The organism is Nocardia acididurans (assembly GCF_016741815.1).
Taxonomy (GTDB): domain Bacteria; phylum Actinomycetota; class Actinomycetes; order Mycobacteriales; family Mycobacteriaceae; genus Nocardia; species Nocardia acididurans.
In genome coordinates this window covers 1-21,001 of the sequence record NZ_JAERRJ010000026.1, presented here as the reverse complement: position 1 = coordinate 21,001, position 21,001 = coordinate 1, and the positions used below count along the sequence as shown (strand labels likewise).

At 65.0% G+C, this 21,001-nt stretch carries 26 protein-coding genes; 11 read left to right on the top strand and 15 right to left on the bottom strand.

Features of this window, described 5'->3' with window-relative positions; translation table 11 throughout:
* Positions 1-29: 29 nt before the first annotated feature.
* Entirely contained in the window at positions 30-377 is a 348-nt protein-coding gene (locus JK358_RS39770; protein ID WP_232852585.1) for a Zn-ribbon domain-containing OB-fold protein, read from the top strand.
* Positions 374-1,516: a thiolase family protein gene (locus tag JK358_RS37970; RefSeq protein ID WP_307817926.1), complete on the top strand. Its 1,143-nt coding sequence runs from the start codon at positions 374-376 to the stop codon at positions 1,514-1,516. The genes JK358_RS39770 and JK358_RS37970 overlap by 4 nt, the downstream gene beginning before the upstream one ends.
* 36 nt (positions 1,517-1,552) lie before the next feature.
* Here the strand turns inward: JK358_RS37970 and JK358_RS37965 are convergent, their stop codons facing one another.
* The 5 genes from JK358_RS37965 to JK358_RS37945 all read right to left on the bottom strand — a co-directional run bounded on the left by JK358_RS37965 (position 1,553) and on the right by JK358_RS37945 (position 6,418).
* Entirely contained in the window at positions 1,553-2,242 is a 690-nt protein-coding gene (locus JK358_RS37965) for a TetR/AcrR family transcriptional regulator (RefSeq protein ID WP_201958504.1), read from the bottom strand.
* Positions 2,243-2,347: 105 nt separating this feature from the next.
* A complete protein-coding gene (locus JK358_RS37960; protein WP_201958502.1) occupies positions 2,348-3,265 on the bottom strand; it encodes an SDR family NAD(P)-dependent oxidoreductase in 918 nt (305 codons plus the stop codon).
* A 1-nt stretch (position 3,266) separates the two neighbouring features.
* Complete coding sequence (locus JK358_RS37955) at positions 3,267-4,103, bottom strand: crotonase/enoyl-CoA hydratase family protein (RefSeq protein ID WP_307817925.1); 837 nt, start codon at positions 4,101-4,103, stop codon at positions 3,267-3,269.
* On the bottom strand, positions 4,090-4,890 hold the full coding sequence (locus JK358_RS37950; RefSeq protein WP_201958500.1) for an SDR family NAD(P)-dependent oxidoreductase: 801 nt from the start codon (positions 4,888-4,890) through the stop codon (positions 4,090-4,092). The genes JK358_RS37955 and JK358_RS37950 overlap by 14 nt, the downstream gene beginning before the upstream one ends.
* Entirely contained in the window at positions 4,883-6,418 is a 1,536-nt protein-coding gene (locus JK358_RS37945) for a class I adenylate-forming enzyme family protein (RefSeq protein ID WP_201958498.1), read from the bottom strand. Before JK358_RS37945 ends, JK358_RS37950 begins: the two co-directional genes overlap by 8 nt.
* 354 nt (positions 6,419-6,772) lie before the next feature.
* On the opposite strand from JK358_RS37945, the gene JK358_RS37940 reads away from it, so the two are divergent.
* Together JK358_RS37940 and JK358_RS37935 are read left to right on the top strand one after the other, a co-directional pair.
* Entirely contained in the window at positions 6,773-7,606 is an 834-nt protein-coding gene (locus JK358_RS37940; protein ID WP_201958496.1) for an SDR family NAD(P)-dependent oxidoreductase, read from the top strand.
* A gap of 241 nt (positions 7,607-7,847) precedes the next feature.
* Entirely contained in the window at positions 7,848-8,810 is a 963-nt protein-coding gene (locus tag JK358_RS37935; protein ID WP_201958543.1) for an MCE family protein, read from the top strand.
* 78 nt (positions 8,811-8,888) lie between these two features.
* Here JK358_RS37935 and JK358_RS39765 read toward each other — a convergent pair whose 3' ends face one another.
* Both JK358_RS39765 and JK358_RS40235 read right to left on the bottom strand, forming a co-directional pair.
* A complete protein-coding gene (locus JK358_RS39765; protein ID WP_201958494.1) occupies positions 8,889-9,080 on the bottom strand; it encodes a DUF397 domain-containing protein in 192 nt (63 codons plus the stop codon).
* Complete coding sequence (locus JK358_RS40235) at positions 9,077-9,412, bottom strand: Scr1 family TA system antitoxin-like transcriptional regulator (protein ID WP_201958492.1); 336 nt, start codon at positions 9,410-9,412, stop codon at positions 9,077-9,079. Before JK358_RS40235 ends, JK358_RS39765 begins: the two co-directional genes overlap by 4 nt.
* A gap of 6 nt (positions 9,413-9,418) precedes the next feature.
* Between JK358_RS40235 and JK358_RS39760 the strand changes: the two genes are divergently transcribed.
* On the top strand, positions 9,419-9,634 hold the full coding sequence (locus JK358_RS39760) for a transposase (protein ID WP_372440811.1): 216 nt from the start codon (positions 9,419-9,421) through the stop codon (positions 9,632-9,634).
* A 431-nt stretch (positions 9,635-10,065) separates the two neighbouring features.
* Positions 10,066-10,305: a hypothetical protein gene (locus tag JK358_RS37915; RefSeq protein ID WP_201958490.1), complete on the top strand. Its 240-nt coding sequence runs from the start codon at positions 10,066-10,068 to the stop codon at positions 10,303-10,305.
* Positions 10,306-10,461: 156 nt separating this feature from the next.
* Here JK358_RS37915 and crcB read toward each other — a convergent pair whose 3' ends face one another.
* The 5 genes from crcB to JK358_RS37890 all read right to left on the bottom strand — a co-directional run bounded on the left by crcB (position 10,462) and on the right by JK358_RS37890 (position 13,594).
* Positions 10,462-10,836 (bottom strand): fluoride efflux transporter CrcB, encoded by a 375-nt coding sequence (gene crcB, locus JK358_RS37910; protein WP_201958488.1) that lies wholly within the window; start codon positions 10,834-10,836, stop codon positions 10,462-10,464.
* The gene (locus JK358_RS37905) at positions 10,833-11,186 is read right to left on the bottom strand and encodes a DUF190 domain-containing protein (protein WP_201958486.1); all 354 of its coding nucleotides are present in this window, start codon (positions 11,184-11,186) and stop codon (positions 10,833-10,835) included. The genes crcB and JK358_RS37905 overlap by 4 nt, the downstream gene beginning before the upstream one ends.
* A complete protein-coding gene (locus tag JK358_RS37900) occupies positions 11,183-11,662 on the bottom strand; it encodes a fluoride efflux transporter FluC (RefSeq protein ID WP_201958484.1) in 480 nt (159 codons plus the stop codon). Before JK358_RS37900 ends, JK358_RS37905 begins: the two co-directional genes overlap by 4 nt.
* A gap of 316 nt (positions 11,663-11,978) precedes the next feature.
* Positions 11,979-12,932 (bottom strand): NAD-dependent epimerase/dehydratase family protein, encoded by a 954-nt coding sequence (locus JK358_RS37895; protein ID WP_201958482.1) that lies wholly within the window; start codon positions 12,930-12,932, stop codon positions 11,979-11,981.
* Positions 12,929-13,594: a TetR/AcrR family transcriptional regulator gene (locus JK358_RS37890; protein ID WP_201958475.1), complete on the bottom strand. Its 666-nt coding sequence runs from the start codon at positions 13,592-13,594 to the stop codon at positions 12,929-12,931. The genes JK358_RS37895 and JK358_RS37890 overlap by 4 nt, the downstream gene beginning before the upstream one ends.
* A gap of 77 nt (positions 13,595-13,671) precedes the next feature.
* Here JK358_RS37890 and JK358_RS37885 point away from each other — a divergent pair, with 77 nt between their 5' ends.
* Both JK358_RS37885 and JK358_RS37880 read left to right on the top strand, forming a co-directional pair.
* On the top strand, positions 13,672-15,129 hold the full coding sequence (locus JK358_RS37885) for an MFS transporter (protein WP_232852584.1): 1,458 nt from the start codon (positions 13,672-13,674) through the stop codon (positions 15,127-15,129).
* The gene (locus JK358_RS37880) at positions 15,126-16,049 is read left to right on the top strand and encodes an oxygenase MpaB family protein (RefSeq protein WP_201958471.1); all 924 of its coding nucleotides are present in this window, start codon (positions 15,126-15,128) and stop codon (positions 16,047-16,049) included. The genes JK358_RS37885 and JK358_RS37880 overlap by 4 nt, the downstream gene beginning before the upstream one ends.
* Before the next feature lie 100 nt (positions 16,050-16,149).
* Here the strand turns inward: JK358_RS37880 and nhaA are convergent, their stop codons facing one another.
* The gene (gene nhaA, locus JK358_RS37875) at positions 16,150-17,445 is read right to left on the bottom strand and encodes a Na+/H+ antiporter NhaA (RefSeq protein ID WP_232852583.1); all 1,296 of its coding nucleotides are present in this window, start codon (positions 17,443-17,445) and stop codon (positions 16,150-16,152) included.
* Positions 17,446-17,729: 284 nt separating this feature from the next.
* Between nhaA and JK358_RS37870 the strand changes: the two genes are divergently transcribed.
* The 3 genes from JK358_RS37870 to JK358_RS37860 are packed head-to-tail and all read left to right on the top strand — an operon-like array spanning position 17,730 to position 19,788.
* Complete coding sequence (locus tag JK358_RS37870; protein WP_201958551.1) at positions 17,730-18,029, top strand: hypothetical protein; 300 nt, start codon at positions 17,730-17,732, stop codon at positions 18,027-18,029.
* Positions 18,026-18,667, top strand: coding sequence for an RNA polymerase sigma factor (locus tag JK358_RS37865; RefSeq protein WP_201958468.1), 642 nt, complete (start codon positions 18,026-18,028; stop codon positions 18,665-18,667). The genes JK358_RS37870 and JK358_RS37865 overlap by 4 nt, the downstream gene beginning before the upstream one ends.
* Complete coding sequence (locus JK358_RS37860; RefSeq protein ID WP_201958466.1) at positions 18,664-19,788, top strand: hypothetical protein; 1,125 nt, start codon at positions 18,664-18,666, stop codon at positions 19,786-19,788. The genes JK358_RS37865 and JK358_RS37860 overlap by 4 nt, the downstream gene beginning before the upstream one ends.
* 29 nt (positions 19,789-19,817) lie before the next feature.
* On the opposite strand, the gene JK358_RS37855 is transcribed toward JK358_RS37860, so the two are convergent.
* Both JK358_RS37855 and JK358_RS39755 read right to left on the bottom strand, forming a co-directional pair.
* Complete coding sequence (locus tag JK358_RS37855) at positions 19,818-20,336, bottom strand: tyrosine-type recombinase/integrase (RefSeq protein WP_232852591.1); 519 nt, start codon at positions 20,334-20,336, stop codon at positions 19,818-19,820.
* A 482-nt stretch (positions 20,337-20,818) separates the two neighbouring features.
* Positions 20,819-21,001: hypothetical protein (locus tag JK358_RS39755; RefSeq protein WP_232852582.1), on the bottom strand; the 183-nt coding region annotated here is incomplete at its 5' end.

Here is a 21,001-nt window from a genome sequence, read left to right as displayed (position 1 = left end):
CGTCGCCCGCAACACCCGTGTTCCACGGCGTGACATGCACCGATTGCGGGCGGGCCTACTTTCCCCCGATCAGCATCGGGTGCGAGGTCTGCGGGGCGCCACAAGCCCGCCTCGAACCCCTCGAGCTGGCCGCCGTCGGCATCGTGCGCGCGATGGCCACCGTCCACGTGGCCCGACATCCCGACCCGCCGTTCACCGTGGCCGAGATCCTGCTCGACGGCGGCCCGCTCATCCGCGCCCTCATCCACCCGGAGTCCGCCGCGGTGCGCATCGACGATCGGGTGACGGCGCGCTGGCGTGCCACCGGAATGGACCAAGCCGGAAACCGAACCGTCGAACCGGGTTTCGTGCTGTGCGAAAACGAGGAGCAGCAGTGAACCCAGCATCCGGACTGCGCACCGCGTGGGTCGCCGGGGTCGGAATGCATCCCTATCAGAGGCCCGGCGATACCCCCTACACCGAACTGGGGGTGACTGCCATCCGAGAAGCGCTGGCCGATGCCGGGATGAGCTGGGGCCGGGTGCAAACCGCCTACACAGGCACCGCGACCACCTCGATGGCGTTGTCGCGGTTGATGTATCGGCATCTGGGGGCCACCGGAATTCCGATGATGCAGATCGAGAATGCTTCCGCGTCGGGATCGACCGCGTTCCGTCAGGCGTATCTCGATGTCGCGGCCGGAGTCCACGACGTGGCCATCGCGGTCGGTGTCGACAAGCCCCTGCACGTCTCGTTCCCGGCACACGCGGCCGGCCTCACGGATCTGTTGGGCACACGCGTAGCCCCGGTGACCCATTTCGCTCTGCTCGCCTCGCGATATATGCACGAAACCGGCGTGACAGCGGAGCAGGTGGCCCAGGTGGCGGTCAAGAACAGTCGCAATGCGGTGTCGAATCCCCATGCGCAACGGCGCAAGGCCCGGTCTCTCGAAGACGTGCTGACCCCGCCGTACATCAGCGGATCATTGACGCGCCTGCAGTGCTGTCCGATCAGTGAGGGCGCGGCAGCCGCTATCATCGTGTCGGACAACGCTATTCGCGAGCTCGGGCTCGACCGCGATCGGGCCGTGCGCATTCGATCGTCCGCGCTGCGATCCGAAACCTTCTACGGCACCGAGAATTTCGATGTCGCGCTCACCGCCACGACCACCCGGGAGGCGCTCACCAGCGCCGGTTTGCGGATCAGCGAAGTGGATCTGATCGAACTGCACGACGCGTTCACCATCGAGGAACTGCTGTATCTCGAGGCCATGGGCGCGTGCGAACCCGGCCGGGCCGCAGCCGCTTTGGCGGCCGGGGAGTTCGATATCGGCGGGCGAGTCGCGGTTAACACATCAGGCGGCCTGCTGTCTATGGGGCACCCGATCGGCCCCACCGGCATCGGTCAGATCGTTGAACTGACCACACAGCTCCGCGATGAGGCAGGGGCACGTCAACATCCCGGCGCACGAATCGGATTGGCACACATGGTGGGTGTGGGCGCGGTGTGCGCGGTCCACGTACTCGCCAAAGACTGAACCGAGTCCATGCCGGAAGGTACTGTGCCGCAGCGGTTATCGACGGTTCGGTGGCGCCAGACCGATGCGCAGGAAACGTTGGGCGGCCTGAATCGCCCCGGGTAGGTCGATGGCGTCCGGGTCCACCAGATACTGCGCCGCGGTACCGCGCAGCATGGCGACCACCATGACCGCGGTGGCGACCGGATCCACGGTGTCGTCCACGCTGCCATCGGATTGTCCCGCCCGCACATGGCTGGCCATGCGTTCCCGGAAGCTCTCGTCGTCGGCGGCGAGCACGGGGCGCAGAGACGCCTCGGCGGGGAACGCCGCGCCCAGCATGACGAAGAAGGCGCGGCTGGATCGCGCGTGCCGGGCTATCGCTGTCAGATAGTCCTCTACCAGATTTTCCAGAGCTTCGAGGGCGTCGGCCGACCCTGTTTCCGCGCGGGTTTCGGCGTCGGTGGCGAACCGCGTTTGAATTCGCTCGGTCAACCTGTCCACGAGGGCGGCCTTGGTGCCGAAATGATGATTGGCCAGGCCCCTGCTGAAACCCGCCAGCTCGCCGATATCGGCTAGCGAGGTGTGGTCGACGCCGCGGCGGGCGAACAGTTCTTCCGCCGCGTCGAGCAGTGCCTGCGCGGCATGGGCGGAGCGTTCCTTCTGGGTGCGGCGGGTGACCGCCGCCGCGCGCGCCGTGGCTTCGGTGTCGCTCCTGCCCTCGGTTTGTCGTGTCCGGCCTGCCATGGCGCTCACCGTAGCATCGGTTGCTGGCTGTTCGACAAGCCTGCCCCGCCGAGAGGGCGGTGCCGCACAGGTGGGTTCCGCACGGCCCCGGCCCCCCGGTTCGGTTCAGCCGGCGCGCATGCCACCGTTGACTGGAATGACCTGCCCTGTCACATAATTCGACAGCGGTGAGCACAACCAGAGGATGGTGTCGGCGGCTTCCCCGACGGTTCCGGTGCGACCGAGGCTGACCTGCCGCAACGGTTTGGGCGCGTAGATCTCCGCGTCGGTCGGCGCGGCGGTGGGATCGACGGCCAGCCCCAGTCGTTCGGCCTGCTTGGGCGGCACGCCGACGTGAATCGTGCGGCCACCGGTCTGGATGACCTCGCGCTCGGATTGCGGTAGCCCGAAACGGGTTTGGATGATGCCGAAGGCCACGGCGTTCACATTGACATGCAGCGTTCCCCACTCCTGGGCCAGCGAACGCATCAGGCCCAGGACGCCGGCTTTGGCGGAGGCGTAATTGGCCGCGCCGTCCAGGCCGATCAGACCCGCCATCGAGGACACCATCACCGTTTTGCGGTGGCGGCGTACGCCCTTCTCGTCGTCGGCCAGCGCGGCGGCGCGGAACACCGGCGCGCACGAGCGAGCCAGGCGGAACGGTACGACGAGGTGGATGTCCAGCATGGCTTGGAACTGTTCGTCCGTCATCGAGTGCACACGGCCGTCCCAGGCATAACCCGCGTTGTTGACCACGATATCGAGCGTTCCGTACTGCTCGAGCGTGTAGGCGACCAGATCGTCACACGCGCCGGGCGCGACCAGATCGGCGACGAAGGCCGTGGCCGAGCCGGGGCCGTAGGCGTCGTTGATGGTCGCCGCCGTTTCCTCGGCTTTGGCCTTATCGACGTCGGCCACAACGACTTTGGCGCCGTTGGCCGCCAGCGCGGTCGACGTCGCCCCGCCGATTCCGCGTGATCCGCCGGTGACTATGGCGACGTGGCCGTCCAGCAGTGCGCTGCGCAGGATGGGGTCGATCGTCATCTCAGCGTCCCTTCCATACCGGTCGCCGCTTCTCCGCGAAGGCGAGCAGACCTTCTCTCAGGTCTTCGGACTCGAATACTGGGGCTGTGTAGGTCATCTGGTTCGACCAGGCATCGGCATCCGACCAGGCATGGGAATGGGCCGCGATCTGTTTGCTCGCGCGCACCGCGAGCGGTGCGGCCGCACAGACCTCCCGCGCGAGTTCCAGCGCGCCGGCGAGGGCGGCACCGGGTTCGGTGAGTTTGTTCACCAGACCCAGATCGGCGAAACGTGTTGCGGGCCAAGCCTTTCCCGTGAGGATCAGCTCCATTGCGATATGGTGCGGGATACGCCGAGGCAGCCGGAAGCATCCGCCGCCCGCCGCGACGAGTGCACGGGCGACTTCGGGCAGGCCCATGGTGGCGGTGCGGGAGGAGACGATCAGGTCGCAGGCCAGGCACAGCTCGAGTCCGCCGGCGAGTGCGTGGCCTTCCACCGCGGCAATGATCGGTTTGACCGGCGGCTGCCCCATGATGCCGAAGGCTCCGCGGCGCGCGGTGACGGCCATATCTCCCGAGGCGGCGGCGATGAGATCCTGGCCGGCGGAGAAGACGATGTCCGAGCCGGTGACGACCGCGCACCACAGGGTGTCGTCGGCCTCGAAGGCATCGAGAGCATCCTCCATCGCCCGCGCCGTGGCTCGGTCGAAGGCGTTGCGGCGGTGCGGCCGATTGATGCGTAGGACCAGGATGTGCCCATCCACCACCTCGGTGAGCACCACGGCCCCGGTGTCCGCGACATCGGTTGCCGCACTGGACTTCGCGGCGCCGGGCGGCACCGCCTCATTATTGGGTGACACTGAATCCTCCGTTCACCGGATAGGTTTGGCCCGTGATCCAGCCGGCCGCGGGCGAGGCGAGGAAGCTGATGACCGCGGCGGCGTCGGCTGGTTCACCCACCCGGCGAATCGGGTAGCCCGCCAGGATCTTCTCGACGCGGGCGTCGTCGTCGAGCACTTCGTCCATGGCCGGGGTTCTGGTCATCCCCAAGGCCACGCTGTTGGCGGTGATGTCGAACCGCCCGAGGCTGCGCGCCAGCCCTCGCATCAAGCCCGCCGCACCGGCTTTGGCGGCCGAATACACTTCGAGTCCGGCTTGGCCGACCCGGCCCGCATCGCTGATCACGGTGATGAGCCGGCCGTGGCGGGCCTCGATCATGCCGGGGATCACCGCCCGGCAGCACACCATGACACCGAGCAGGTTCACTGTCAGATACGGCTCCCACTGGGCCGGACCGGATTGCCAGAATGGTTGCTGGGGAACAGGTTCCGGCCCCGCGTTACCGGCATTGTTCACCAGGATCGCGACCGGGCCGAGGGTCCTCGCGACGGTGTCGACGACATCGGCCACCTGAACCGGGTCACCGATGTCGGCGCCCACCGCCACTGCCGCGCCGCCGACGGCCTCGATCTCGGCGGCCACGGCGCGGGCCCGCTCGGCAAAGTAGTCGTTGACCGCGACCGCAGCCCCTTGCGCGGCAAGGAATCTGGCGGTCGCCGCGCCTACGCCCCGCCCTGCACCGGTGACCAGCGCGACTCGCCCACTCAGATCCAGCAGCTGCGGCAGCGCGGTGGGATTATCAGACATTGCGCTCGCGGCCTTCCCAATAGGGCTGGCGCAGTAGTTGTTTGAGTACCTTGCCGGTAGGATTACGCGGCAGCTCATCGACGAACTCGAACCGGCGGGGGCGTTTGTACCCGGCGAGGCGGTCTTCCAGATGTGTGAGCAGTTCCGCCTCGGTGAGCACGGAACCGGCGACCGGGATGACGAAGGCCATCGGCTTCTCACCGAAGTCGTCGTCAGGGACGCCTATGACCGCAGCGTCGACAACCTGCGGATGAGTCACCAGAGCCTTCTCGATCTCGGCCGGATAGATGTTCACCCCACCCGCGACGATCATGTCCTTGATCCGATCGGTGATGAACAGGAAACCGTCGTCGTCCAGATAGCCGACATCGCCGGTCCGGTAGAACCCATCCTTGACCACCTCGTCGCCCAGGGCGGGTCCTCCCAGGTAGTTGTGCAGAACGGTGGGGGTGCTGACCGCGATCTCGCCGAGCCGACCGGCGGGCAGACGATTCCAGTCGCCGTCGACGATCGCCACCTCCACGCCGTCGTAGGGTTGTCCGCTCGTTCCCGGCTTGCTCAGCTGGAACTCGGGCGCGGTGTAGGTGATCATCCCTACTTCGCTCGCACCGTAGTTCTCCCAGAGGACACTGTCGCCGAATCGATCGATGACCCACTGCTTCAGCGAATGCGGCACCGGCGCCGCCCCGAGTCCGATATCGCGCAGCGACGAGAGGGCGTAGCGGTCGACGACGTGCTCGGGCAGCTTCTGGATCCGCAACATCATGGTGGGCGCGGCGCCCCAGGAACGGATCTGGTGCTTTTCGATCAGCCGCAGCGCTTCCTCCGCGTCGAACGGATCCAGCGTGATGACCGTTCCGCCACGCGCACAGGCCCGGAAGGCCAGGTACGGACCCGCGCCGTGGTGGATCGGCATGGTCAGCAGAGTCCGGACGCCGTCGGGATGCGGCGGCACGGCATCCACCGACCGCACGTATCGGGCAAGGCGTTCTTGGTCGGCGATGGTGTTGGTCGGCGGCACGCCGCGTGGTCGACCGGTCGTCCCCGAGGTGTAGAGCACCATGGCCGGGCGCGCCGCGCCGAAGCGAGCCGGGGCGTCACCGGTTTTCAGCAGATCTTCGTAGCGCACACCGGCGGCGTTCTCGTCCTGGCCGACGGTCACCAATAGCCCGATGTCCTCAGCGGCCCAACCGCTGACGTCACCGTCGTTGCACGCCAAACCTTTGGCGCCGCTGTCGCGGAGGATGTAGACGGCCTCACCCGGCGTCAGCCGCCAGTTCACCGCTACCTGCGTAACGCCCAGTTTCTGCAGCGCGCGCTGGATCACGAACCACTCGGGCGTCAGCCGGAACCTCATGCCGAGGCGATCACCGCCGGTCAGTCCACAACGGGCGAGACCTTCGGCGACGCGGTCAGCCGCGTCGTTCCACTCCCGGTAGGTCAGTGCGGTGGGTCCACTGATCACCGCGACTTGTTCGGGCCGGTGCAGTGCCCAGTATTCCGGGGAGCCTTGCTCGGGTTGGGTCAACTTCGTCCCCTTTCACGCGTCACCCACGTTCAATCATGGTGTGACGCACGGATATTCGGCCCGGAGGTCACTTCCGCGGGAGCGGTCGACACAGGTCCGCGCGTTCGCCCGCTCGAGCCACGGCGACGATCCGGGCAACTACGCCGTCGATGTGGCCCGGCGCACATTCAACCCTAGATTACTTGCTGTACCATCAGCAAGTAATCCGCCCCAGCTGATGCTGCGCGCAAAGACGGAGCCCGGCCGGACAGGCAGCCGCCAGAAGACATGGGGCAGGTTTCGCACCAGCGGCGCCCGCCATTCCGTTGTGGCGTTCGCACTCCCAGCACACCGAACTGACCAGGAGTTACCCCCATGCCCAAAGTCTGGTTCGTCACCGGGGCCGCGCGCGGTCTCGGCCGCCACTTCGTCGAGGCCGCCCTGTCGCGAGGCGACCGCGTGGCGGCGACCGCGCGCGACACCGGCGCCTTGACCGATCTCCTCGAGAGGTACGGGGAGGCCGTACTGGCCCTGCCATTGGATGTCACCGACAGGGCGGCGGCCGTTCGGGCCGTGACACGCGCCCACCGGCACTTCGGTCGTTTGGATGTCGTCGTCAACAACGCGGGCTACGGCTTGTTCGGCATGGTCGAGGAACTCACCGAACAACACCTCCGCGACCAGCTAGAGACCAACTTCTTCGGAGCGGTCTGGGTTACGCAGGCCGCGCTGCCGCTGCTGCGCGCGCAGGGAGCCGGCCACATCGTGCAGATTTCGACCGTGGCCGGCGTCGTTTCCCTGCCCGCCCTCGGCGGATACAACGCCTCGAAGTGGGCCCTCGAGGGATTGACCGAGGCGTTGGCCGCGGAGGTCGCCGGCACCGGCATCAAGGTCACCCTGGTCGAGCCGGGAAGGTTCGGCACCGATTGGGCCGGCTCGTCCGCGGTACACGCGGAACCCCTTCCGGTCTACGCCGATTTGCGTGCCGCGCTCCGCACGGCGGCAGAGCGGACCGTCCCAGCCGACCCCAGCGCCGCGGCGCGTGCCCTGATCACCATCGTCGATGCCGAAAACCCGCCCCTGCGGGTTCTTTTCGGATCGACCGCACTACCCCACGTCACCGCCGTCTACCACGAACGACTACGCACCTGGAACAACTGGGCGGAAGTGTCGAACGAAGCGCAGGGCAATCCTCCGCGGACGGACTGAAAATTCCGGCGGCGAATGAATGCCAATCGCCTCAGTTTCGCCTTCCAGCCACTGGTGATGTCAGTCACATACTGCAGTTTCAGATATTTGCTATCTAGAACGCAAGTAAGTTGCCTGCTGACGCCACGCTCGCGGGTCCACGCGATGGCACTACCAACCACTTCGAGAGGTGTTCGTGCGGAATCTCGAGCACGGCCTTCGTCGGCAGCTGATCGGCTTCAGCCTGTTCGCGATCGTCTCTATGCTGGCAACCACCGTCATCTGGAACACATTGGCTCGCAATGTGAACGGGAGGACCAACACCTACTGCGCCGTCTTCTCCGATGTCCTGGGCCTGCGCACGGGCGACGATGTACGCATTGCAGGGGTTCGGGTCGGCAAGGTGGCCGCCATCGAACTCGACGAAAACTACAACGCCAGGGTGACCTTCGTCGTCGAGCGCAATCAGTACCTGCACAACAACACCAAAGCCCTGGTCCGATACCAGAACCTGATGGGCCAGCGGTACATCGCACTGAACCGCGGACACGAGGGCGACCCCACCGTGCTGGCGAACAACGGTGTCATTCCCCTCGAGCGCACCGAACCGTCCTTCGACATCTCGGTGCTACTCAACGGCTTCCAACCGCTCTTCCAAATCCTCTCACCACAGCAGGTCAACACCATCTCCGAGACCCTCATCCTCGCAGTGCAAGGAGACAGGGTCTCCCTGAGCAGCTTCATCACCCAGGCCGCCGCACTGGCGACCGACTTCCAGCGCCGCGACACCATTCTCGCCGACGTCATCGCCAATCTCTCCGACATCATGCGCGGACTCGCCACCCGCGGCAACGAACTGGAAACCCTGGTCACCCAGACCCGCGCACTCATCGGCGGCCTCTACTCACAAGGTCAGACCCTCCTGGCGTCGACCGTTCAAATCGCCGAGGCCACCACCGGCCTGGTCGACACGATCACCCTGATCCAACCCCAACTGGCAAAGGCACAAATCGCCGCCCGCGACTCCTTGACCTTGCTGATCCTCAACGGCGACAAACTCGATCGGGCCGCCGTCGATTTCCCCGCAATGTTGGCAGCCATCGGAAAAGTGACCCAGAACGGCGCCTACGCCAACGCCTACACCTGCGAGCTGCGGATATCGCTGTACGGAATACTCTTCCCGCACGTCGGCGGGCACGCCCATTCCGATGTGTGCCGACAATGACGGCTTCGCACGATCACAACCACCCAGTCGAGCGGGGTCCCGTCAGGTACCACCAGGGGCGTTCAGCGTGAGCTCTGCTCAGATTTCCCACACTCGGCTGTCGATGAACTTCGTCCAGGAATCCGCCGGGAACTCGAGGACCGGGCCGCTGCCATGTTCTTTGGTGTCCCGGACCCGTGTTACGGCGTCACCGTGGAAGACCTCGACGCACTGGTTGCCGCTGTTGGACCGGCTCGACTTGTACCACTCGCCTTTGACCGGCTTATTCACGCCCCGAACTCCTTCGCGATCTTCAGCACTAGATCCTTGGTGTCTTGTTGTCCCAACGCTACCGCTCTGATCGCCTCGATCGCCTGTCGATAGCGATTGACTTCGTCGTCGTGCTCGTGGAAGACGCTGCCGATGGCGCCTTCGGCATAGACGACCGTCGGCAAGGTGAGACCGCTGGTCCCCGAAGGGAATTGCAGCCAATCGAAGGTCTGCATAGTGAGTCCGGGATGTGCGCCGGCAGAGAAGGGGATCACCCGGGACAGGCTCGGGTTCCCGGCGAGATCTAGCGCGCGACGGTAGTCGGCGATCTGAAGCAGCGCCGGAAGGATCACCGGATTGTGCGAGATGATCTGGCTGGCAATGCCTTCCAGCCGCAAGAACACTTCGACGCCGAGATCTACAAACGCCGCAACGTCATCGAACGCGCCTTCAACAGGGCCAAGCACTGGCGGGCGGTCGCCACCCGATACGACAAACTCGCGACCACCTACCGTGCCGGATTCGTCCTGGCCCTCATCGTCGAATGGCTCAAATCATTGGGAGACAGGACCTAGGAGCCATAATGTCCTGGGATGCTTGGGTTTTGGTGTTCTTCATTGGGATGTGCACAGCTATCGTTGCTTTCTGCTTGATCGAAGACATCAGAAATGCGGGGCGGTACAACGATTCGAATGAATCGGTCCGCATACGTCTCGACGATGGCAGGTGGATCGACGCGCCTCGCCTCGGCCACGAGAGTGGTCGGCATCGCGGAAACTGCGTCAGGTCGTGACCGGAACTATCTCCCGCGTCAATCACGGACGGCTGCCGCACTCGCAGTTTCTGGAGACCGAGAACGGCGTGAAGATTCTGCTTCGGCGGCATCGGACGTGCACTGCCGGAGACGATACGACGCCGCAATCATGCAGTGCCAGAACGCAACTTGCTGAAATCGCCCGCACTCATGGATGGGCATGGGCGACCGTCCAACCACAAGGATGAGGAAATGGAATTCTATGGTCCCCGACTGGACAGGCTGGAGGACTGCCACGTCTGCCCGAATGATATCGAGATGACCCAGGCTGAAGCGCTGGAGGCCATGATCATTCACCGAGATTGTCACCCTGTTACGTGCTCTCGCCAACTCGAGGCGGCCCGGATGGTCGGTGTCGAGAACGACAAGTACGCGGTCACATCCAATGTGATTCCGTTCCCGATAGCGCACGATGCATCGCCGCATCGGTAAGCTGCGCGTGCAACTGGCGGACTATCGACGAATCGATCGCTAGACCGCCGTAGCAGGACGGCCCGCCTGTGCGACTCTGCGCTATTACAGACAGCAGTCCGTGCTGACGCAGCGAGATCGGCGGGGCTGAGCGCCGCCTACTGTCGTCTCTATGTGTTAGGTCCAGATCGCTTGAGCAAGTGCGGTTCCGGTGAATGCGGCACCAATGCCTGTGAGGACACTTGCAGCCACATTCAACAGCGCGTAGGAGCGGGCACCGGTTTGAGCCAGACGCAGGGTTTCATAGGAGAACGTCGAATAGGTCGTCAGGGCACCACACAGGCCCGTCCCAAGAACCAATTGCACCTCGGAGTCGGCCGCTCCAGCGACCGTCGCGCCGGTGAGCATGCCCAGGACCAGGCAGCCCACGGCATTGACGGCGAAGGTGCCCCACGGATACACGGTACCGTGTCGCGCTTGAATGTAGCGATCGGTCAAGTAGCGTAGCGGGGCACCGATCATGGCACCGAGTATGACCAGCAGCCAGCTCATTTCGTGGTTACGCTCTCGCGGCCGACATAGCGGATGACCTCGACCTCGTCGAGTATCACCAATCCCTCGCCGATCAGCTCATCAAGCTGCGGCAGGAACGCGTGGATCCGCTCGGCGGTGTCGATGATGATGATCGCGACCGGCAGGTCGGTGCTCAGCGACAGCAGCCGAGTCGTGTGGATGAGCGAGGACGCACCGAAGCCCTCGATCCCGCGAAAGACGCTGGCACCGGCCAAGCCCGCCTGTTGGGCGCGATGCACGATCTCGGTAAGCAGCGGTTTGTGGTGCCAGAGATCGCCTTCGCCGATAAAGATTGTCAGTCGAAGCGCGGTACCGGTCAGCCTGGTCATGGATTCCTCCGGGTAGCGAGGCAATGGGTGAAGGCGGCAGCAGTCCAGACCGCGGCGAGCGCCGCGAGCGGGGTCGCGGACAGCAGCAGTATTCCGGCGGCGGCATGGCCGTCGTTGATCAGGTCGGTGACATCGGTGGCGTAGGTGGAGAAGGTTGTGAATCCCCCGAGAATGCCGGTTCCCACGAACGGGCGTACTAGTCGATGCGTGGTCCATATCTCGGTGATGAGCACCATGAAAGCACCCATGATCGCGCAACCGAGGGCATTGATACCGAGTGTTGTCACTGGAAAGGCACCTGGCGTGGTCGGCCAGATCAACCCGGCGCCGTAGCGGGCGCACGCGCCGATGGCCCCGCCTACCGCCACGATGGCTACGATCGGGGCCTGCTCTGCGTACCTGTTGCGGCGTGGGGGAGGATCGAAAAGGTCCGGATCGACCTCGTTTTGCGCGGTACTTGAATTCGGGGTTGACATTCGTAGCTCCTACTCGTGCGGCGCCGCAAGGCGCGTTTCACCCACAAGTAGGGACCGTTGGCGGCATCCGCCGCGGTTCGGGTACGGCGGGCCCCACCGCCGTGCGGAATCTCATCTGAGGCGTTCCACTGCCCGCGAGCATACTGCAGCCCCGAACCAACGCCTGGGAAATGGTGGCACACTCCACCACCTGGCACCCACCATCCTCAGGATGCTATGGCCCCGATTCAGCTGCAGGACAGCGAAAACAGTTTGTGCGCAGTGACATCGATTGCCCCCGCCGTCCGCGTGTCTCGACGTATCTTCTACGCCGCCTTCACATGTGGACCGCCGGTACGTGCCAGAGGCTGACACCCGCCGCTGACAATTCGCGCCGCAGTGTGCCGATCTCGAATAGTTCTTGGATCCATGTCGGCGCGGTGATCGGGTGTCGTGCCGCCTCTCGAACCGTGGCGGCCGCGATTACTGCCGTGGCCAGGGATTGCCCTCGGCCGGTGGCCCAGCGAGCCGGTCCACTGACAGATCGGGCGAGGATCACCCACCTGTCGCTGCCCGGCATTCGTTTCGGGGCCAGTGATCGTAGTGCGGGGGCCCATGTCAGGACGGCAAGACCGGTGGTCGCGAGACGCGAGTCCAAGCGCAGGTAGGTGCGAACGGGTACGGCGTAGTCGTGGGTTAGGCGGTGCTGGTCGGCGAAGTCGGCACGCAGGGCGGGGAAGCGCTTGTAGGCGGAGGCGGCTGCGCCCGGAACGGTGAAATACGCGGGTTTGGTGAAGTTACGGACCAACGTGCCGTCGGAGTCGGTGAACTGGCGGCCCAGCAGCCGGTAGGTCCAGGCGGTGGCGGCGGGGCCGTGGTGTTCGCCGGAGCCGAGTCCGATCATGATGTCGACCGGGCCGGGGCCTTTCGCAAGCAGATCGGCGGCGAGCAGGGTGGTCAGGCCGGGAGCCAGACCGACTCCGAGTACCACCGGTCCGTCGATATGCTCGAGCGCCTGCACGTAGTCGGATGTCGCCGAGATCTCGATGAAGACGATTCCATGACGGGCGCACTCCGCGGCGAGCCGGATGTCTTCAGCGCCTGCACAATTCACCACCACGGACACTCCGGCCAATGCTTGCCGGACGCTCTCCGGCACGGCGAGGTCGACTACGCGATCCGCCCGGGCCGGATCACGTCCGGCGACGAGTGTGGAGATACCTTGTGCACGCAGCAATCTCACCAAGTGAGCGCCGACGGCCCCGTATCCGCCCAGTACCAGAACGCTCATCGGGTCCCCTCGGGGTCAGGGGTGTCGAACGCCGGTTCCGGCGGGAGCAACTGCAGGGTAAGAGCCCGTGTTGCCCAGGACGCCCACTCCGCCGCGGACCAGCCGCGTTCGGTGACGAGCAGCCGGTAGGTCTCGGGGGCCAGGGTGGCCAGGGCGATGTCTGCGGCGCGGGCAGCGGTGATGCCTTCGCGCAGTGGCGTTTTGGCGGCGAGGGCCTCAGCGAGGCGGAATTGAACCAGGTGCCGCTGGGCGATGTTGGTTTCCCAGAGTTCAGCGAGTTCGGGGTCGGTCGCCGCGGCCGACCGGATCACCTCGAGCAGCGGGCTGACTCGGGCGAAAATCGTTGCCGCCGCGTCGACTTGGAGCCGGATCTGCTCGGCGGGTGGCGCCGCAACCGCCGCGGCGAACCACGGCCGGTCCATGGTGGCGATCGGTTCGGCGTCGCCGGCGATCTCGACATCGAGGAGTTCGGACAGGATCGCCCGCTTGGTGGCGAAGGTGAAGTACAGGGTCTGCACGGCCATGCCGGCTTGTTCGGCGATGGCCTTCATGGTTGTCGGCGTGTAGCCGCGGGTGGTGAACAGTTCCCGCGCCGCGGCCAGCATCTTGACCCGGTTGGCCGTGGTCTTGGCCGCCCGCACTCCGGTGTTCTTGCCCGTCATGCCGCACATCCTACTTGACTAGACCGTCACTCTAGTGAAATCTGACTGTAGTGACGCTCTAGTGAAAGGTTGTGCTCATGTCGAACAGGGGTGTACTCGCAGCGAAAGACCGGTTGGTCCTGCTGCTGATCACGGCGGTCGAGCTGGTGGTCTTCCTGGACACGACCGTGCTGAATGTGGCGCTGCCCAGCATCGGCGCCGACCTCGGACTCGACGAATCGGGACTCGGCTGGGTGACCAATGCCTACCTGCTCGCCTTCGGCGGATTCATGCTGCTCGGCGGGCGCGCCGCGGATCTGCTCGGGCCACGCCGGGTGTTCACGGGCGGGCTCACCGTCTTCACAATGGCCTCGGTCCTGGCCGGATTCGCTTCGACGCCAACGGTTCTCGTCGCCGCACGGGCGCTGCAGGGACTCGGCGCGGCCGTGATCATCCCCGCTCAATTAGCACTGCTCACCACCACCTTCACCACACCCGCCGCACGAAATCGCGCCTTCGGCATGTGGAGCGCGATGGGCGCGGCCGGTGCGGCCATCGGCACCGCGGTCGGCGGACCACTCACCGACCTGTTCGGCTGGCCGTCGATCTTCCTGATCAACCTGCCCGTGGGCGTGCTGGCGCTGGCCTCTGTCCGACTGCTGCCAGCCGATCCGGCGCTGTCGGTCCGGGCGGCGCGCCGCCTCGACGTGCCGGGCGCGATCACGGGCACGGCTGCGCTGCTGCTCATCGGCTATGCCATCGGCGCACTCGGCGATGAGGCCACTCGCGACACCGCGTGGGCTGAACTGGGGTTCGGTCTCGCACTGCTCGCGGTCTTCGTGCTCCTCGAAGCGCGCAGCGCCCATCCGCTGATGCCGTTGCGACTGTTCAGCATTCGCCAGGTGAGCGGGTCTGCCGCCGTGAACGCGCTGGTCGGCGCGGCCCACGTCCCCGCCTTCGCGCTGCTCGCGCTGTATCTGCAGAACACTCAGCACTACAGCCCGACCGCGTCCGGTCTGGCGGTGCTGCCGGTAGCGGTGGTGAACATCGTCGTGTCCCGCACGCTGATCCCGTATGCGCTGGATCGGCTGGGCGCTTGGCGGGTGCTGGCCATCGGTCTCGGACTGCAAGCACTGGCGATGGCCTGGTTCGCTCGCCTGCCCGGCGACGCCGACTACCTGATCGACGTACTGCCCGGCGCGGTCCTGCTGGGAGTCGGCCTGCCCGCCGCATTCGTCGGCGTCACCGTTCCGGCCGTGACCTCCGTCGACAAATCCGATGCCGGTATCGCGGCAGGCATCGTCAATACGGCGCAGCGTGTCGGGTCGGGAATCGGCGTCACGGCCGTTCTGCTGCTCGCCGACATGGTCTCCCGGCGATCCACGGCAGCCGACGCCTACCGGATCGGACTGAACTTCGCCTTCGCGACCACCACGGCGCTGGCCGCCCTCGGCGCCGTGCTGACCATCGCCTTGTTGCGCACGACTCCCCCACAGCCGTCGACCCGAGATCCGAAACCCCAGTCGCGGCGAATGATTGACAGGAGAACCCGATGACAACCGAGAAGCGTGGCTACAAATGGATTCGCGCCGAAATCGAGCGGCTCGACCCAGAAGTGGACAGCGAACGGATCGTGAGATTGACCAGCTGCCGATACCTGCCGAAGAGCCTGCTCCTCGTGCACCTCTTCTATACCGTCGGATTCATCCGCTTCGCCGGTCCACCCGTCTCGGCGGAGTCAGTGGACCGCAACGGCACGGGGCTGCTCTACGACCACGGAATCCGCCGCGCCGACGAAACCATGTTCCACCTCTTCTCATGGATCGACGACGGGGTTTCCAGCCCCGCCAGCATCGCGAGCCTCGACTACGTCCGGAACTGGCACTCCGGCGTCGCCCGCAACTGGCCGATGCCCATGCACACCTTCCAGCACAGCGCCGCCGTCTTCACCCTCGGCTTCGACCGGCTCCTGCACCATGTCGCGGGAGCTCCTGGACTGAGCGACAACGAGCGCCGCGCCCAAATCATCCACTGGCGCAGCGTCTCCCAATGCCTCGGCGTCATCGATGTCCCGCACACCTGGCACGGCATGGAACAACTGCTCGAATCCTATGAACACGGAGCAGAATTCGCGTACTCCCCGGCCGGACAACGACTGGCCAACGCCCTCATCGACCAGTTCGCGACCCGCTGGTTCCCGCGGCCACTGCACTGGTTCGGACGCTGGCTGGCGTTGGCATTCTCCGAAAAACACGTCGTCGACACCTTGCAAATCCCGCAAGCCCCAACGGTATTCACCTACGCGGTGCGCCGCCTGGCGCGAGCCGCCGTATTCACCAGACGGCACCTGCTCCCGGATCCACGTGAGGTATTTCGGCTCAGCAACATCATCACCGAGCACAAAGAGTCAGCGCTGGGCGAACTTCAGCATGGTCGGGCGTTTGCAAAGCTTGAACACCACGACCGGCCCGAGTAATCCACTAGTTCGTGGCGGCGAAGCCGCGGCGCAATCGCACTGAGCCACGCGTTCGTCGCCACCGAGCTCCGAGCCGCCGTCGTCGGGCCGGGCAGCCAGTTCAGCCGGTGATCCCCTTGGACTGATAGATGTCGGGTATGCCGTCACCGTCGTCATCGCGGTTCTCGGCCTCACAAAGCTGCCGGTAGACCACATTGCGGCGCTTGACCAAGACCGAAGCTATGAGCGTGGCCAGTAGTGAGCCGACCAGGACCGCGGCCTTGATCGAATCGGAACCCGCGGGGAAGGCGAGCTCGCCAATCAGCAGGGCCACGGTGAAACCGATACCCGCCAACGCCGCGAGGGCGAACACGTCCGCCCAGCGGAGGTTCGGACTCAGCTGGGCGCGAGTGAATCGGACAGCGACATAGGTACCGCCGAAAATGCCGAGAGCTTTGCCGAGCACCAGCCCGAGTACGACGCCGAGGGACTCGGGGTGAATGAAGACCTCGCCGAGTGCGGTTCCGGAGATGGTGACGCCCGCCGCGAACAGAGCGAACAGCGGCGCCGCGACACCCGCCGAAATCGGCCGCAGCACATGGCTGGTGCGGGCTCCGGACGAGTCCACCTCGCCGGTGCTGTCGTCGGGTTTCGCGCGCAGCAGCAAGCCCATGCACACCCCCGCGACGGTCGCGTGCACGCCACCCACGTAGGTCAATGCCCAGATCATCACCCCGAGCGGGATGTAGAACCACCAGCCGCGAATCCGAAGACGTTGCAGCACAGCGAAAACAACGAGCCCGACTCCGGCTCCGGCGAGAGCGAGCGGGTTCAGGTCGTCGGTGAAGAAGAAGGCGATGATCGCGATCGCGCCCAGGTCGTCAACCACCGCGAGGGTCAACAGGAATGCGCGCAGGGCGGCCGGAAGGTGGGTATTGAGCACAGCGAGTACCGCCAGCGCGAAGGCGATATCGGTGGCCATCGGGACCGCCCAGCCGGCTGGGCTGCCGTTGCGGAGCAGCACCACGCTCAGGTAGACCAGTGCGGGCAGCACCATGCCTGAGATCGCGGCTACTACCGGCAGCGCGGCTCTCGACGGTGTGCGCAACTCCCCTACAACCAGTTCGCGTTTGAGTTCGATGCCAGCGACCAGGAAGAAGATGGTCAGCAGCCCATCGGAAGTCCAGTGTCCGACGGAGAGCTCGAGCCCGAGACCGGCCGGGCCGAGTTGGAAATCACGGATTCGTTCGTACCAGTCACTCCACGGCGAATTCGCCCACACTAGGGCCAGCACCGCGGCGGCGAGCAGGACCAGGCCACCCACTGTTTCGGTGCGCAAAGCTCCGCCGAGCGCCGAGCGCTCGGCCCAGGTCGGCAATCCGAGAAAGACGGTGCGCTTACGCTGGGCCGCAGCCAAGGATGGTCCTCCCGGGACATCGACGTCAGGCCACAAGGCCCCTGGCAACTCGCCGACCAGACTTCCCGGCACACCATGCGCCACCTTGACGCGATCTTTACACCCTAGAGAATCAATCTGCCATGCCGCAATTCCAGCCGACGCACGCCGCGTACTCGAGATCCTGTTGAAGCGGGGCCGGCGATGAAACCCACCTGGGTAGCTCAGAGCTTGCGGGAGCAGGTGCGTCGTGACCTGCGTCGAGTGATCGACGCTGTGATGGCTGCGTGTCTCTAGGTATGCAGATGAGCTCCCCGATCGTTCCCGCCGAGTTGGCGGCGGCGGTCCCGTCGTCCGCGACAGTGCTGTTGGCGCTGGCCGTACTGTGGCCCGGCGTACTGGGCATCGCATATCGGGTGCTGGCGCATCGGCTGACCCGAATGATCATGCGGGAAGGGATGTCTCGTGGCCTACATGTGGTCGTAGAATTCCGCCGAACACAGACGATCGTCGAGTGTTCATCGTTGCCTGCACAGGAAATACGGTTCATGATGCGGCGAGCAGATGCTCCGGCGCTGCCAGTGGTGCGCCGGGATGTGGGATGACAGCAACAGACGGATCCCGATCGGCGGGCTCACGCCGTGACCAGTTCGGCGAGTTCTACCAGCACCATCGCCCGATGGTGTATCGGCGGGTTCTATCGGTAATGCGCGGCGATTCCCGCGATGCCGATGATGTGACTCACGAGGTCTTCCTCGAGGCGTGGAACACGCCGGGGGTGCTTGATATGCCGTCCGAGGAGGTCACAGCGCACCTACTGACCCTTGCCCGTAGTCGCGTCATCGATCACTGGCGTCGAAATGGGAAGGGGCAGTGGGACTTTGCACTTTCGGATCCAGTGACACACGAGCTCGGCGATGCACCCCGGGAGATTGCGGACCCCACGGCGCCTGCTGTGGCGGATGAGGCGATAGGCCGACTTGCTGTTGCACAGTTCTGGACCAAAGTGCTTACTGATCTCAGCGAAGGGGAATTCCGCGTGGCGGCAATGCGGTGGGCACTGGACATGGAGATCGCAGCGATCGCGAAGGAGATGGGCACCACCCGAACGGCGGTGACCAGCTGCTTGCACCGAGTGCGACGGAAGCTGAAATCTATTGCAGAACAAGAGCTCTCGTGCCGTCACCCCACCACACACCGAGCCGAGCACTTGCCCGACCCCGCAGGAGTGGTGATCGAATGACGGAGAAGACCACGCAGACCGGACCGGGACCGTACGACGAGTTCGCGCGCCGAGTGTTCGAGGCCGTGGGCGACCACCTCGTCGCGCATCATCCCGGCATCGGGACGGACGCGGCCTGGACGCGGCTGCAAGATGCGCTGAGCGAGACCCGTGTCCTCGACCACGAGGATGAGCCGACAGCGCAGTCCGCGGATTCCGAAGCCACATCCAGCCTGGAAGATATTCGGACGAGTCGTCAACTCGGCGACGCGCTCAAAGATCTGATCCTGCGCAGCTACCGCAGTCTGTCTGCTTTCGCCAGAGAGTCCGGCAGCCGCGTATCAGAGGTTCACCTGCTGACCGGCGAGGGCAACATGCATTCGTGGGCTGCGATCGAGCGAGCGCTGGACTCGTGCAATGTCCGCCCGCCCGACGTTATCGCCTGGTGGAGGGCCTACGTCCGGGTGGTCGGAGTGCAGTACGTTCCAGTCGCGATGGCTACCGATGCCTTTGATCTCGGCGTCCATCCGCCTATCTCCGTCGCCGCTGAGCCTGCGGTCCCTACTCTTCCCCGGTATGTGGCACGCGCACACGATATTCGGGTGCGGGACTCGGTTCGCCGGGCGGTCGGCGGCACAAGCACGATGATCGTGGCGGTCGGCGACGCTCAGGCAGGAAAAACACGAACCCTGTGGGAAGCATTGCAGCGGTTGGCATCACAGGACTGGCATCTTCTCAAGCCGGCGGCGGGCGAGTTGAGCCACCCACAAGTCTTCGAGTGCGTGTGCCCCCGCACCGTGATCTGGTTGGACGATCTCGATATTCACCTCGACGCACTCACCCTACGTACGATCGACCGCTTGCTCACCAGCCACTCCCAGAACCCGGTCCTGATTCTGGCTACCCTGCGTGTCAACCGCTATCGGCAACTGGACGCGGCTGCGCACCGGTTGGTCACCTCGTCGGCAGTGGCTGTCCCCGGTGCGTTCACCGGCCCAGATCTCGTTGCAGCTCGGGTTGTGGCCGCCATGGACCCGCGCGTGGCCATGGCGGTCGAGCATGCCGACGAAGGCCGGATAGCTCAGTACCTGACGGGGGCGCATGAGGTGCCGGTCGGTCCTGGCGACCTCGTACGGATCTGAAGCGCTGAGAAGGTTGCCTGCGTCCTAATTCAGCCGGCGAGGGGGTGTGGCTCCCCTGTCAATGCTGCCAGTGCTTCGGCAACCTCTTCCAGGCTTGCCTTGATGTAGGTGACCGTCTCTCCGGTGCGTCCATCCGGATTGCAATGACCGGCATAGGCACGGGCAACCGCGTATCCGAAGTTTCGCTCCACCCAGGTGAGGGTTGTGTGACGTAGCCAGTGCGCGCTTATCTGCTGGCGGGCCACCCATTCCAGTTCTCTGCCAATGCGATTCCACAGGGAGTCGTAGTGCCTGCGCGTAACCGGTGCGCCGTTGCGGCGGCGGAGAAGCGGTGATCCCTGGTCTACCGTGCCTCGATGTCGTTCTGCCACATGATTTGTCAATGCCTTCATCCGCGTTGGAGTCACCGGCTGCCAGCGGACCGTGCCTCCCTTCTCCCGTAGGAATATGAGGCATTGCTGAGAGTCGAGGTCCATCGGTCGGAGCGCGAGCACACCGCATCTGCGGCAAGCGGTTTCGATGTGAATCCGCAGAAGCAGTGAGTCCAGCTCGGGATCGTTGCCGGTGGTCGCTGCGACCTGAACGATCTCGGAGAGCTGACGATTCGAAATCGCTCTCCGGGTGCTGGCAAGGCGCCGCGGCTTCGCGACTCGCCGTGCCGGGTTGCTGTCAGGTTGTATGTATCCATCTTCTTCCGCTTGGCGGTATACGCACCGAGCTGCGGCGATGAGATTCTCTGCGGCACTGCGGCCGCCTCGGGAATTTCGGCGAATGATGGCCCGGCGTCTAGTCTTTTCAGCAAGCTGTCGTGAGATCCGAGGCGGTCGGCTCGTTCAGCCGTCGCGTACCCCATTCCTCGACAAGGCGGTCCAAGTAGGTTCCGTATACCCGAAGAGTGCTACCAGGGACCGTCGCGGCAATAGCTGGGATATATTCTCCGAACGTCGGAAGCACCTGCGATGTCGAATTTCCAAGCAGCTGTTCAGGTGTGATTCCCAGTCGCTGTAACAACATTCGAGCCGCTTCGATCTCAGGCGTCGTCATCGGAAACCCCGAAGATATCGGAATGGAGAGCGGATAACGCAAGGTCGACGACCTCAAAGGGGTAGACGATAGCCAGCCCCAGATCCGGGCAAACAGAAAGAAGGAGCCTGTCACCTGGCTCGATCGGGACTGCCGCAGGGATAGGTGACAACTTGACCTGCCCCATCGT